Consider the following 12,011-nt stretch of genomic DNA (forward strand, 5'->3'; position numbering starts at 1 on the left):
GACGTGCTGAGATCGTGCCAATCTGCTCTTTCAGCGTGGGCGGATCAAGATGAGACAAATCACCGGAAATAAAGTGCACAAAAGCGGTCCGGAAAGAGTCCTAGGAGCGTGTCCGGTACAAAGTGGATTTGACGGTGGTCAAGGCAGCGAGCTGGGCGTACCTATGACCCGTCGCCGAGGATCCGGCGCATCGGCTGCGGGGGAGTGCCCCTACGGACCCACTCCCGTGGGTAACCGAGGGACACCTCTTCGAAGCGGACGCCGTCGTAGTGGGTCGTCCGGGGGATGTGCAGATGGCCGTAGACCGCCACGGTCGCGCGGTACCGCCGGTGCCAGTCCGCGGTCAGCTCGGTGCCGCACCACTGCGCGAAGTCCGGATAGCGCAGGACCTCGGTCGGCTCGCGGACCAGCGGCCAGTGGCTGACCAGCACTGTGGACATCGCCGGGTCAATGGCGTCCAGCCGCTCGCGGGTGCGCGCCACGCGGTCCCAGCACCACGATTCCCGGTCCGGGAACGGCGCCGGATGCAGCATCATCTCGTCGGTGCAGACCACGCCGGCCGCGTACGCCCGGCGCAGGGACTCCTCCTTGCCGGTGACCCCGGGCACCCGGAACGAGTAGTCGTAGAGCAGGAACAGCGGCGCCACGGTGACCGGGCCGCCCGGTCCGGTCCACACCGGATAGTCGTCCTCCGGGGTGAGCACCCCGTTGTCCCGGCACATCCGGACGAGCGCGTCGTAGCGTTCCACGCCGCGCAGCTGCACCGGATCGTTCGGGTGGGTCCACAGCTCATGGTTGCCGGGCGCCCAGATCACCGTGGCGAAACGGTCCCGCAGCCCGGCCAGCGTCTGCTCGACGTCGGCGAAGACCTCGCCGACATCACCGGCCACGATGAGCCAGTCGTCGGCCGACTCCGGGCGCAGCCGGCCGGCGATCTTCCTGTTCCTCGGGTACGAGACGTGCAGATCACTGACGGCGAACAGGCTCCCGGTCACCGCATCGATCATGTCAGAGCTCCGGCGCGGGCCCGGGTAGCGGGTTGACGCCCGCGACGAGGCCGCCCTCAGCGGCAAGGCGCTCGACCTGCTGCCGGCCCCCCCGGGCAGTCCCCGCCGCAGCTCACCGAAGCGCCGGACGCCGTAGGTGTCGAGCTCCCAGTAGATCACCACTCACCGACTACGAGGCGATGTGCCGGATCCCTGGGTCGCGACCCGGGCTTGCCGGCCGGCCGTGCCCTCGTCAACCGCCGCTTCGACACGCCCGACGCGTCCCGCGCGGCCGCGACCTGGGCGGCCGGCCACGGCGCGTACTTCGTCACCGGCGACGGCTGGACCGCCCTCTACGAAGTGATCAAGGCTTGATGACAAAACCGGTTCAGTTGTCAGGTGTGGGAGGGTCGCAGGGAGGGCAACAATGGATGCATGTCCATGGACAGCGAAGATCCGGTTGCCTGCCCCGCCCGTATCACCCTCGACGCGGCACAGCTCGCCTTCTTCGGTGAGCTCCCGGTGCCGGCGCCGAGCGTGCAGTCCGAACTCGGATGTGAGCTGGAACGCGGCCATCCGGGCTCCCACGCCGCGCTCGGCCAGCAGGTCGAGGAGACGATGTGGTGGGTTCAGTGGACGCTGAGCGCGTCCGAGATCAACCCGTACACCTGGTGCCCGGTGCGTCAGGACCCGGTCGCGGAGGACCGCGACGACCTGGATTGCACCCTGTTCGTCGGGCATCCCGGTGGGCATTCATCCTTGAAGCACGGCTGGCGAAGCAATGAGGCGGCCTGAAACGGTTCAGTTCGCCGTCGTCCCGACACCCCCACCCCGGTGCTGTGGGGGACGACAGCTGGCGCCTTCGCGCTCGCCGCCGCCGGCCTGATCCTGCGATGCCTCGCTGGGGGACCGGCTCGGGGCGGCTCTGGCCGGGCCGTCGCGCGTACGGGCAGGATCTGTCGTCTTTCCGGGCACCTTCGGCGGATTCTGAACCAGGACCGCTGCAACCGAGTACTCACATGGGAGCGATCCCAAATGGCGGCCCGGGGACGTCCACCTGATCCACGGGCACGCCGGAACTGCCATGAATGAGGTCTCGTGGGGCGTAAACCGAGGTCCATCCGTTCCAAGATCATCCTGGTGCTGCTGGTGCCCGTCGTGGCCCTGACCGCGCTGTGGGTTCTGGACGTCCACGCGTCGTTCGCCGACGCGGCGGCGCTGCGGGACACCGACCACACCCAGGACAACGTCAGCCAGCCGTGCGACAAGATGGTGGCGGCCCTGCAGGCCGAGCGCAGCCTGTCCGTCGAGGTCCTGGCGGTGGCCGCCGGAGACGTCGGCGCGCTCCGCACTCAACGGGCGGCCACCGACGCGGCGGTCGCTGAGTTCCGCGACCTCTCCCGGCGCTACCGGGGCAGCGGCATCTCGGGCGACATCACCCGGTCCCGGATCGCGGACATGCTCGCGGCGCGCGACTCGCTGACCCTGCTGCGCACCCAGGTCGACGCCGGGAGCATCACCCGGGCCGTGGCCGTGAGCGGCTACAACGGCATCATCGGCTCCGCCTTCAGCGTGTCCACCGCGGCTGCCGTCTCCAGCGATCCGCTGGTGGAACGGGTCATGCGTACCTCGGTCGCCATGCGCCGGGCCGGGGAGCTGCTGCATCAGGAGGACGCCCTGCTGACCGGCGTGACGGCGGCGGGCCGTTTCGACGCCGGGGAGCGCCGGCAGCTCAGCGAGATCGTCGGGGCGTTGCGCTTCCAGATCCCGGTCGCCGGCTCCACGCTGCCGGCGCCGGACCAGGCCGCCTTCAAGAGCATGCTGAGCGGCCCCAACTTCGTGGCGTTGCGGACGGCCGAGGACCGGATCATCCGCGACGAGGGTCTCGGCGGGCCGGTGGCGACCACCCGGGCCGAGTGGAAGGCGACCTTCATCCCGGCCGTCCGCCAGCTGTACGACTTCCTGGCCAACGGCTACGGCAAGGCCGCGGAGTTCGCCGACGCGGAACGCGACCGGATCCTGACCCGGTTCGGCGTGTCCGGCCTGCTGGGCCTGATCGCGATCCTGGCCTCACTGGTCCTGTCGATCCGCGTCGGCGGTTCCGTGGTGCGGCGGCTGTCCGTCCTGCGCACAGCGGCGAACGAGCTGGCCCATCGGCGACTGCCCGAGATGGTCATGCGGGTGCGGGCGGGCGAGCAGATCGACACGGACCGAGACCCGCTGCGCCTGTCCCTGGGCGACGACGAGATCGCCGACGTCGGAGCCGCGCTGAGCGAGGTGCAGCAGAGCGCGATCGACTCCGCGGCCGGCGAGGCCGCGCTGCGCTACGACATGAACAAGGCCCTGGTCAACATCGCCCGCCGCAACCAGACGCTGGTGGACCGGCAGCTCCAGGCCCTCGCCCGGACGCCGGCCGGGGACGCCACCGCGGAACGCGCGACGGCCCGGGCCGAGCAGCTGGCCGTCCAGATGCGCCGGCACGCCGAACACCTCGTGATTCTCGCGGGCTCCGCGCGCAGCCGGCGCGGATTCGGCCCGGAGCCGCTGGCCCGGGTCATCACCCGGGCGGCGGGCGAGGTGGAACACGCGGAACGGATCGAGCTCGGCCCGCTGACGGACGCGGAGGTGCCGGAGCCGGCCGTGACCGACCTCGGGCACCTGCTCGCCGAGCTGCTGGAGAACGGTACGACGTTCTCACCGCCGGACACGCCGGTGCGGGTGTCGGCCCAACGGGTCCCGGACGGCGTGACGATCGAGATCGAGGACCAGGGCCTGGGGATGTCCCGGTCCGTCCTCGACGAGACCAATCGACGCCTGGCCGAGCCGCAGGAGTTCGACCCGGCCAAGAGCGCGCGGCTCGGCCTGTTCGTCGTCGGGTTCCTGGCCGCTCAGTGGGGGATCGGTGTGGTGCTCCGGCCGTCACCGCGCCGCGGCGTCATCGCGACGGTGACGCTTCCGTCCGAGCTGGCCGTCCCGGTGGCCGCGCCGGTCACGGCACCGGGCGGGGGAGCCCGCCGCTCCAATGCGGCCAAGCTGGTGGGCATGGTCGCTCAGGGCCGCCGAGGAACGGCCGAGCAGAGCGCGGTCCCCCGGCATGCCGCAGGGGACAGTCAAGACCGGTAACACGCGGCCACGCCGTCAGGCCGGGGTGGCCGGCTCCGCGCCCTCGATCATCGGCTGGAGCAACGTCGACATGGTGGCCGCCGCGCGTTCGGAGTCGCCGTCGACGATCGCTTCGACCAGGTCGGTGTGCAGCTGGGCCAGGGCGTCCGTCTCGCCCGCCACGTCGTGCAGTTGCACCTCCTCGAACACGCCGAGCAGTCCCTCGTAGACCTCCTGCATCAGCGCGTTGTGGGTGGCGCCGACCACCGCGCGGTGCAGTGCCGAGTCGGCGCGCACCCGTTCGTGCGCGTCGCCGCCGGTCCAGGCGTTCTGCCGTTCGTGCAGGAGGGTGACCAGGCGCTCGGTGTCGGCGTCGGTGCGGCGGACCGCGGCGATCCGGGCGGCCGCGGCGTCCAGCGCCAGCCGCAGCTCCAGGCTGTCGCGGCGGGACGTGGCCGCGACCCGGCGGGACACCGACGAACGCAGGTCGGACGTCGACACCACGAAGGTTCCGCGGCCCTGCTCGCGCCGCAGGATGCCGGCCTGTACCAGGGAGCCGATCGCCTCGCGGACCGTGTTGCGTCCGGCGCCGCTCCACTCGACCAGCTCGGACTCGGTCGGGATCTTGCTGCCCAGCGGCCAGCTGCCGTCGGTGACCTGGGACCGGAAGAGGTCGGTCACGCGGGTGCTGAGGGCGGCGCGATCAAAACTCGGGCGGGACACGCAGTGCAGCCTAATCGGCGGGCGCGGGGACCGGCCGGCACGCGGCCCAGCCGGCGCCGAGGGTGATCAGCAGGGTGGCCGCCAGCAGCCCGTACGTCGAGTCCCAGCCGTCGCTGAGCTGGTTGATCGCGCCGAGGGTGAGCGGGCCGACGCAGCCGATGCCGTAGCCGACCCCCTGGACCAGGCCGGACAGCCGGGAGGCGCTCTGCGGGTCGGCCGCGCGGGCGCCGATCAGGGTCAGGCAGAGCGGGAACGTGCTCACCCCCAGGCCGAAGGCGGTCGCCCAGACGAAGGCGCCGGCCGCCGGGGCCGTCAGCATGCCTCCGTAGCCGACGCCCATCAGGGCGACGCACACCACGACGATCGGGTAGCTGTTGCGCATGCGCTTGGTCAGCGGCGGCACCACGAAGGCGGCGATCAGGCCGAGCCCGGCGAACCAGGACAGCAGCAGCGCGCTCGCCGTCGTGCTCAGCCCGGCGTCCTCCAGCATGGCCGGGAACCAGGTCACCAGCGTGTAGACGTGCAGCGTGGTCATCGCCATCAGGCCGATCAGGCCCAGCACCAGTGGGGTACGCCAGAAGACGGGTGCCGGGGCCGGGACCGGTACGGCGCGGGCACGGGACCGGGGAACCGCGACGAACCACAGCACCGCCGCCACGGCGGTCACCGCGGCCCATGCGCCTGCGGCCGTCCGCCAGCCGTACGCGTGGGCCAGCGGCAGCGCGAGCAGCGGCGCGGCCAGCTGGCCGACCTGGAGCAGCACCATGTACATGGTGCTGACCGCGTGCAGCCGCTCCGGGAAGTGCTGCTTCACGATCGGGATGAGGATGACGTTGGACGCGCCGACCCCGGCGAAGGCGATGACGGTGGCGACGATCATGACGGCCGGGGACCACGCGACGGCGCGCAGCAGGATGCCGGCGGTGGTGGCGGTCACCGCCAGCGCGGCGGTACGTTCCAGGCCGAGCCGGCGGGCCAGCGGCGGGGCGGCGAACGCGGCCACCGCGAAGCAGGCGGTGACGATGGTGCCGATGGCCCCGGCGACCAGCGGCCCGAAGTGCAGGTCCTCGGCGGCGTCCCCGGTCAGCACGCTGAATCCGGTCACTGCCGTGCGCAGGTTGAGGGCGGTCAGGGCGACGGCGAGCAGGATGCCCCGGGCCAGCCGGGCCGGGGCGTGCGTGGCGGTAGTGGTGGACACCGGACCAGTGAAACATGGGATTATGGGATGAATCCAGTGCGGGTTTCGCCTGCAGTGAACAGCGGAAGATCGGGAACGGCCCCGAGGTTGAGCGCGACATACTCAACTTCTCGGAGGTACCGAGTGACCAGCAAGCGACTCCCCGTGTTGTTCCTCGACGACATCGTCCTGCTCCCCGGCATGGTCGTCCCGATCGAGCTGGACGAGGCGGCGCAGGCCGCCGTCGACGCGGCCCGCACCTCGGCCGGCTCCGAACTGCTCATCGCCCCGCGCCTCGAGGACCGCTACGCGACCCACGGCGTCGTGGCGAGCCTTCAGCAGGTCGGCAAGTCCCGCGGCGGGTCGCCCGCCGCTGTCCTGCGTACGGGCGTACGCGCCAAGATCGGCGGCGGGGTGACCGGCCCCGGCGCGGCCCTGTGGGTCGAGGCCGAACCGGTCACGCCCGGCGCGGCCACCGAGCACGCCCGCGAGCTCGCCGCCGAGTACAAGCAGCTGGTGGTCACGGTGTTGCAGCGCCGTGAGGCGTGGCAGGTCATCGATTCGGTCAGTGCCATCGACGACCCCGGCGACCTGGCGGACACCGCCGGCTGGGCGCCGTACCTGTCCAACGACCGCAAGCGCGAGCTGCTGGAGACCGCCGATGTGGAGGCCCGGCTGCGGTTGCTGATCGAGTGGACCGGTGACTTCCTGGCCGAGTCCGAGGTCAGTGACAAGATCGACAGCGACGTCCGCGAGTCGGTCGAGAAGCGCAACCGCGAGTACCTGCTGCGGGAGCAGCTCAAGGCCATCCGCAAGGAGCTCGGCGAGGGCGAGGCCGACGGCAGCGACGACTACCGCGCCCGGGTCGAGTCGGCCGAGCTGCCCGAGAACGTCCGCGAGGCGGCGCTGCGTGAGGTCGGCAAGCTGGAGCGCGGCGGCGAGCAGAACCCGGAGGCGGGGTGGATCCGGACCTGGCTCGACACCGTCCTGGAGCTGCCCTGGACCGTCCGGACCGAGGACGCCGTCGATCTCGACGCGGCCCGGGCCGTCCTCGACGCCGATCACCACGGGCTGGACGAGGTCAAGGAACGCATCGTCGAGTACCTCGGTGTCCGGGCCCGCCGCGAGTCCCGGGGCCTGTCGGTCGTCGGCGGCCGCGGCTCCGGCGCGGTGATCCTGCTGGCCGGGCCGCCCGGCGTCGGCAAGACGTCGCTGGGGGAGTCGGTCGCCCGCACGCTCGGCCGTAAGTTCGTCCGGGTCGCCCTCGGCGGCGTCCGCGACGAGGCCGAGATCCGCGGCCACCGGCGTACCTATGTCGGGGCGCTGCCCGGCCGCATCGTGCGGGCCGTCCGGGAAGCCGGCTCGATGAACCCGGTCGTGCTGCTCGACGAGGTCGACAAGGTCGGCAGCGACTACCGCGGTGACCCCGCCGCGGCGCTGCTGGAGGTGCTGGACCCGGCGCAGAACCACACCTTCCGCGACCACTACCTCGACCTGGACCTGGACCTGTCCGACGTGCTGTTCATCGCGACCGCGAACGTGCTGGAGACGATCCCGCAGGCGCTGTTCGACCGGATGGAGCTCATCTCGATCGACGGCTACACCGAGAGCGACAAGGTGGCCATCGCCCGCGACTTCCTGGTGCCCCGCCAGCTGGAGCGGGCCGCACTGTCGCCCGGTGAGGTGACGGTCACCGAGGACGCCCTGCGCGAGATCGCGGCCAACTACACCCGGGAGGCCGGCGTACGCTCGTTCGAGCGCCTGCTGGCCAAGACGTTCCGCAAGGCCGCCCTCAAGGACCTGCCCGTCACCATCGGCCCCGCCGACCTCAAGGACCTGATCGGGCGGCCCCGGTTCCTGCCGGAGTCGTCCGAGCGGACCGCCGTGCCCGGCGTGGCCACCGGCCTGGCCGTGACCGGGATGGGCGGCGACGTGCTCTACATCGAGGCCTCGCTGCTGCCCGGCGACAAGGGCGGGCTGTCGGTCACCGGTCAGCTCGGTGACGTGATGAAGGAGTCGGCGCAGATCGCCCTGTCCTACGTGCGGGCGCACGCCGAGGAGTTCGGCATCTCCCCGGAGCAGCTGGACCACCCGATCCACCTGCACGTGCCGGCGGGCGCGGTGCCCAAGGACGGGCCGTCGGCCGGTGTCACCATGACCACCGCGCTGGTCTCGCTGCTGCTCGGCCGCAACGTGCGCGCCGAGGTCGGCATGACCGGCGAGGTGTCGCTGACCGGCCGGGTGCTGCCCATCGGCGGCGTGAAGCAGAAGCTGCTCGCCGCCCAGCGGGCCGGCCTCACCGAGGTGTACCTGCCGCAGCGCAACGAACCCGACCTCGACGAGGTGCCGGCCGACGTGCTCAAGGCGCTGACCGTACACATCGTCTCCGACGTCCGGGAGATCCTCGGCTCGGCGCTGGAGCCCGTGTCCGCCGGCATGGTCGCGGCGGCCTGAGGGTAGTTGCCGGACAAAGGGAGCCGCCCGGGCGATCGGCCCGGGCGGCTCCCGCGTCCGCCGATCGGGGAGAAACCATGCCGGAGCTGCCGGAAGTCGAGTCGGCGCGAGCGGTCATCGAGCGGGCCGGCCTGCGCCGCGAGATCGTCGACGTGGACGACTCCGACACGTACGTGTGCCGTCCGCACCGGCCCGGCCAGATCCGCGCCGCGCTGGTCGGGCGGGCTCTGACCGCGGCGCACCGCCGGGGCAAGAGCATGTGGTGCGATGCCGGCGACGACGGCCCCGAGCTGGGCATCCACCTGGGCATGTCCGGCAAGATCGTGATCGCCGACCCGGACGGCAGCGAGATCGACGGCGGCGACTACTGGGAGGGCCGCCGCGGGCTCGGCGACTACCGGTGGGGCCGCTTCTCGCTGACGTTCGCCGACGGCGGCCGGCTGATGCTGGTCGACCCGCGCCGGCTCGGCCGCGTACGCCTGGACCCGCCGATCGCCTCGCTGGGCCCGGACGCGGCCACGATGACCCCGGCCGAGTTCCGGGCGGCGCTCGCGTCCGGCACGGCGCCGGTCAAGGCGCGCCTGCTCGACCAGGAGGCGATCGCCGGGATCGGGAACCTGCTGGCCGATCAGATCCTGTGGTCGGCGCGCATCAACCCGGGACGCCGGGTCGACCGGCTCACCGCCGACGACGTCGACCGCCTGCTGCGGGCCACCCGCCGGGCGGTGCGCTCGGCGATCAGGGACGGTGGGGTGCACACGCTGGGCATCATCCCGTTCCGCATCCCGGGCGGTCACTGTCCCCGGGACGGCGCGCCCATGGTCAAGAGCACGGTCGGCGGGCGGACGAGTTGGTGGTGCAGCCGGGAACAGGCCTGAATCGGCTCGGGCGGGGTAGATCCTCACGGTGACGGACAACAATGTGGGGCTGCGTTCCGCGCGCGGCCCGGTCCTGCTGGCCATGATGCTCTCCACCGGCCTCATCGCCATCGACTCGACGATCATCGCCACCGCGGTGCCGTCGATCGTCCGCGACATCGGCGGCTTCACCGAGTTCCCCTGGCTCTTCTCCGTCTACCTGCTGGCCCAGGCCGTGTCGGTGCCGATCTACGGCAAGCTCAACGACCTGTTCGGGCGCAAGCCGGTGATCCTCTGGGGGATCGGGTTGTTCCTGGTCAGCTCGGTCCTGTGCGGCATCGCCTGGAGCATCGTGCCGTTGATCGCCTTCCGGGTGCTGCAGGGCCTCGGCGCCGGGGCGATCATGCCGACCACCATCACGATCATCGGCGACCTCTACTCGGTCCGCGAGCGGGCCAAGGTCCAGGGGTACGTGGCCAGCGTCTGGGGCGTCGCATCCGTGGTCGGCCCGACGCTGGGCGGGGTGTTCTCCGAGTGGGTGTCGTGGCGCTGGATCTTCTTCGTCAACATCCCCATCTGCTTGCTGGCCGGGGCCATGATCCTGCGCCGCTTCCACGAGCGCGTCGAGCGGCGGCGCCCGGCCGTCGACTATCGCGGCGCGGCCCTGCTCGCGGCCGGTCTCACCCTGGTGATCCTGGGCGTGCTGGAGGGCGGACAGGCCTGGGCCTGGACCTCGCCGACCGGCATCGCGGTCCTCGGGGCCGGGGTGGTCCTGCTGGTCGCGTTCGGCTTCGTCGAGCGCTCCGCGCCCGACCCGGTGCTCCCGCTGTGGATCTTCCGCCGCCGGCTGCTGCTCAGCAGCGGCTTCCTGGCGGTGGGCGTGGGGGCGATCCTGCTCGGCCTCAGTTCCTACATTCCCGTGTACGTGCAGGAAGCGCTCGGCACCGGCCCGCTGGTGGCCGGTCTCGCCCTGGGCGCGCTCACCATCGGCTGGCCGATCTCCGCCAGCCAGGCCGGGCGGGTGTACCTGCGGGTCGGCTTCCGCGGCTGCGCCCTGATCGGCTCGTCGCTGGTGGTCGGCGGGGTCGCGTTGCTGCTGCGGCTGGACCAGCGGTCCTCGGTCTATGAGGTGGGCGCCTACTGCCTGGTCATCGGCCTGGGCATGGGCCTGACCGCGGCGCCCACGCTGATCGCCGCGCAGTCCAGCGTCGGCTGGACCGAACGCGGCGTGGTGACCGCGAACAACATCTTCCTCCGCTCGCTGGGCAGCGCCCTGGGCGTCGCGGTCTTCGGCGCGATGGCCAACGCGGTGGTCGGCCGCGGCGCCGTCGACCCGGCCCGGCTGACCGACGCCGTGCACCGCATCTTCATCGCCATGCTGCTGGTGTCCGTGGTCATGGTGGTGCTGGCCGGCCTGATCCCCCGCGCGGCGGACGCGGTGACCGAGGAAGCAGCCACCGCGTCACCCGCTCCCGCCCGATAGCGCCGCGATTCAGCGGTTCGCCACCGCGGCGCTCGAGGGCGGCGGGACGCGCTCGAAGTGCACCCGGTGCAGCGCTCCCGGGAGGTCGCTGAGCACGTACAGCTCGCCCTGCACGTCGGTGCCGAACGCGGTCGGCTGGGTGGGGAAGCGGCCGATCGTGGCGGACTCGTAGCCGCCTCCGGGCTTGGGGCGCACCGCGAACGCGAGCGTCGAGCAGTAGTCGCTCGCGATGTAGGTGCCCCGGGCCTCGGGGGTGCGCGACCCTCGGTACACCACGCCGCCGGTCACCGAGCAGCTCTCCGTCATGAAGTGTTCGTACTCGAAGACCGGGTCGGTGTACTTCCCGCCCGGCGTGCACTGCTGCGGGTCGAACACCGGGGTGCCCTCCCGGCAGGACCAGCCGAGGTTGGCGCCCCGCTGCGCCGGGCGGATGTGGTCGATCTCCTCGACCAGGCCCTGGCCGACGTCGCCGATCCACAGCGAGTTGTCGGCCGGGTCGATGGAGAACCGCCACGGATTGCGCAGTCCGTAGACCCAGATCTCGGGCCGGGCGCCGGCCGTACGGACGAACGGGTTGTCGAAGGGCACGCAGTAGGGCTTGGCCCCGCAGGCGCGGTTGACGTCGATCCGCACGATCTTGCCGAGCAGCGTGCCGAGATCCTGACCGGCCTTGAACGGGTCGTTCGCGTGCCCGCCGTCGCCGAGCGACCAGTAGAGGTAGCCCTCGCGACCGAACGCCACCTGGCCGCCGTTGTGGTTGCCGTACTCGGAGTGCTCCTGGGTGAGCAGCACCTGCAGCCGCTCCGGGGCGCTGAGGGGCACCCGGGCCAGGGTCAGCGTGCCGGCCGGCAGGCTCGTGTACGCCACGTAGAGGATCCCGGTCCGCGAGAAGTTCGGGGCGGGCGTGATGCCGAGCAGGCCGCGCTCGTTGTCCGACGTGTCGATCCGGGCGGTCAGGTCGAGCACCGGTGCGGCGGCCAGCCCGGTGTCGGGGTGGTAGGAGCGGACGGTGCCGTCCTTCTCCGCGATCAGCATGCGGCCGTCCGGCAGCCCGGTTATCGCGATCGGGCGTCGCAGGCCGGAAGCCACCTGTTCGGACACCACGGTCAGCTCGGCGAGGGGTGCCGCCCGGGTGTGGGACGGGCCGGCCGCGGCGATGCCCGGCACCGACACCGAGGTCAGCAGGAGCGCGGACAGGACCAGAACGAGTCGTCGCGACATATCGGCTC

At 71.9% G+C, this 12,011-nt stretch carries 10 protein-coding genes; 6 read left to right on the forward strand and 4 right to left on the reverse strand.

Features of this window, described 5'->3' with window-relative positions:
• Nucleotides 1-161: 161 nt before the first annotated feature.
• Nucleotides 162-995 (reverse strand): metallophosphoesterase, encoded by an 834-nt coding sequence (locus tag AB0C12_RS33875; RefSeq protein ID WP_360554027.1) that lies wholly within the window; start codon nt 993-995, stop codon nt 162-164.
• Nucleotides 996-1,217: 222 nt separating this feature from the next.
• Between AB0C12_RS33875 and AB0C12_RS33880 the strand changes: the two genes are divergently transcribed.
• The 3 genes from AB0C12_RS33880 to AB0C12_RS33890 all read left to right on the forward strand — a co-directional run bounded on the left by AB0C12_RS33880 (nt 1,218) and on the right by AB0C12_RS33890 (nt 4,109).
• Nucleotides 1,218-1,361, forward strand: a complete 144-nt coding sequence (locus tag AB0C12_RS33880) for a hypothetical protein (RefSeq protein ID WP_360554028.1) — start codon at nt 1,218-1,220, stop codon at nt 1,359-1,361.
• Nucleotides 1,362-1,421: 60 nt separating this feature from the next.
• On the forward strand, nt 1,422-1,781 hold the full coding sequence (locus AB0C12_RS33885; protein ID WP_360554029.1) for a hypothetical protein: 360 nt from the start codon (nt 1,422-1,424) through the stop codon (nt 1,779-1,781).
• A gap of 303 nt (nt 1,782-2,084) precedes the next feature.
• Complete coding sequence (locus AB0C12_RS33890; RefSeq protein WP_360554030.1) at nt 2,085-4,109, forward strand: nitrate- and nitrite sensing domain-containing protein; 2,025 nt, start codon at nt 2,085-2,087, stop codon at nt 4,107-4,109.
• Between the two features lie 15 nt (nt 4,110-4,124).
• On the opposite strand, the gene AB0C12_RS33895 is transcribed toward AB0C12_RS33890, so the two are convergent.
• Both AB0C12_RS33895 and AB0C12_RS33900 read right to left on the reverse strand, forming a co-directional pair.
• Complete coding sequence (locus AB0C12_RS33895; RefSeq protein ID WP_360554032.1) at nt 4,125-4,811, reverse strand: FCD domain-containing protein; 687 nt, start codon at nt 4,809-4,811, stop codon at nt 4,125-4,127.
• A gap of 10 nt (nt 4,812-4,821) precedes the next feature.
• A complete protein-coding gene (locus AB0C12_RS33900) occupies nt 4,822-6,009 on the reverse strand; it encodes an MFS transporter (protein WP_360554034.1) in 1,188 nt (395 codons plus the stop codon).
• A gap of 180 nt (nt 6,010-6,189) precedes the next feature.
• Here AB0C12_RS33900 and lon point away from each other — a divergent pair, with 180 nt between their 5' ends.
• The 3 genes from lon (at nt 6,190) to AB0C12_RS33915 (ending at nt 10,782) form a co-directional block, all read left to right on the forward strand.
• Nucleotides 6,190-8,442, forward strand: coding sequence for an endopeptidase La (gene lon, locus AB0C12_RS33905; RefSeq protein ID WP_360554303.1), 2,253 nt, complete (start codon nt 6,190-6,192; stop codon nt 8,440-8,442).
• A 77-nt stretch (nt 8,443-8,519) separates the two neighbouring features.
• On the forward strand, nt 8,520-9,320 hold the full coding sequence (locus tag AB0C12_RS33910; RefSeq protein ID WP_360554036.1) for a DNA-formamidopyrimidine glycosylase family protein: 801 nt from the start codon (nt 8,520-8,522) through the stop codon (nt 9,318-9,320).
• Between the two features lie 28 nt (nt 9,321-9,348).
• Nucleotides 9,349-10,782, forward strand: coding sequence for an MFS transporter (locus AB0C12_RS33915; RefSeq protein WP_360554038.1), 1,434 nt, complete (start codon nt 9,349-9,351; stop codon nt 10,780-10,782).
• Between the two features lie 9 nt (nt 10,783-10,791).
• On the opposite strand, the gene AB0C12_RS33920 is transcribed toward AB0C12_RS33915, so the two are convergent.
• Nucleotides 10,792-12,003 (reverse strand): PQQ-dependent sugar dehydrogenase, encoded by a 1,212-nt coding sequence (locus tag AB0C12_RS33920; protein ID WP_360554039.1) that lies wholly within the window; start codon nt 12,001-12,003, stop codon nt 10,792-10,794.
• Nucleotides 12,004-12,011: the final 8 nt, after the last annotated feature.

The organism is Actinoplanes sp. NPDC048967, assembly GCF_040649415.1.
Classification (GTDB): Bacteria; Actinomycetota; Actinomycetes; order Mycobacteriales; family Micromonosporaceae; genus Actinoplanes.